The following is a 1,315-nucleotide window of genomic DNA, read 5'->3' as shown; positions in this document are numbered from 1 at the left end:
CGCGCACCGCATGGCCGGCGCCCGGTACACCGGCGGCGGGATCGCCCGGACCGTCGCCGCGACCCGCGCCGCCACCGACGACGAGCTGCGCACCCGCCTCGTCGCGCTCGTCGCGGAGGCGCGCGCGCAGGGCACCACGACGCTCGAGGTCAAGAGCGGCTACGGCCTCGACGTCGCGCACGAGGAGCGCCTGCTCCGGCTCGCCCGCGAGGTCACGCCGGAGACGACGTTCCTCGGCGCCCACGTCGTGCCGCCCGGCGTCGACCGAGGCGAGTACCTCGCGCTCGTGACGGGCCCGATGCTCACCGCGTGCGCGCCGCACGCCCGGTGGGCCGACGTCTTCTGCGAACCCGGCACCCCGCTCGCGTTCGACCGCGACGAGGCGCACGCCGTCCTCACCGCAGCCGCGGGCGCCGGTCTCGGGCTGCGGGTGCACGGCAACCAGCTGCGTCCCGGACCGGGTGCGCGACTGGCCGTCGAGGTGGGCGCCGCGAGCCTCGACCACGCCACGCACCTCGACGACGCCGACGTCACCGCGCTCGCCGACGCCGCACGGCACGGCGGGCCAGTCGTCACGCTGCTGCCGGGGGTCGAGCTGTCGACCCGCTCGCCCTACCCGGACGCCCGCCGCCTGCTCGACGCGGGCGTCGAGGTCGCGCTCGCGACCGACTGCAACCCCGGCACGTGCTTCTCGACGTCGATGCCGCTCATGGTCGCGCTCGGTGTCGCGCACCTGCGGATGACCGTCGAGCAGGCCGTCCGTGCGGCGACGCTCGGGGGTGCCCGCGCGTTGCGTCGCGACGACGTGGGCCACCTGCGCGTCGGGGCGCGTGCCGACCTGTGCGTCGTCGACGCGCCGTCGGTCGCGCACCTCGCCTACCGCCCGGGTGTGCCGCTCGCCCGCACGCTCACGCTCGGCTGACGCTCTACCGGCCGTGGTCAGTACCAGCCGTGCGACTCCGAGTGCGCCCACGCCCCGCACGGCGAGCCGTAGCGCCCGTGGATGTAGGAGACGCCCCACCGGACCTGCGTCATCGGGTTCGTCTGCCAGTCCGCGCCGGCCGACGCCATCTTGGTGGCGGGCAGCGCCTGCGGGATCCCGAAAGCGCCCGACGAGCGGTTCTTCGCGGCCGGGTTCCACCCGGACTCGCGCTGCCAGAGCGCCTCGAGGCAGCCGAACTGGTCCGCCCCGACGAGCGACGCCGCGTACTGCTTGACCTCGCCCACGGGCGTGCGCGACGGGAGGACCGGCGTCGACCCGGCCGCCCCCCGACGGGCCGCCTTGTCGCGCGCCGCCTTCGCGACGGCGGCCTCG

The 1,315-nt window shown here is 76.6% G+C and carries 2 protein-coding genes; one reads left to right on the top strand and one right to left on the bottom strand.

The window, feature by feature from the left end; genetic code table 11:
- On the top strand, positions 1-922 hold a 922-nt coding region (locus HGA02_RS19610; RefSeq protein ID WP_168681074.1), incomplete at its 5' end, for an amidohydrolase family protein.
- Between the two features lie 17 nt (positions 923-939).
- Here HGA02_RS19610 and HGA02_RS19605 read toward each other — a convergent pair.
- The coding region (locus HGA02_RS19605; protein ID WP_168681073.1) for an aggregation-promoting factor C-terminal-like domain-containing protein at positions 940-1,315 on the bottom strand (376 nt) is incomplete at its 5' end.

Source organism: Cellulomonas septica (genome assembly GCF_012396155.1).
GTDB lineage: Bacteria > Actinomycetota > Actinomycetes > Actinomycetales > Cellulomonadaceae > Cellulomonas > Cellulomonas septica.
The sequence above is the reverse complement of the archived record's forward strand: the minus strand, read 5'-3'. Positions and strand labels throughout refer to the sequence as shown.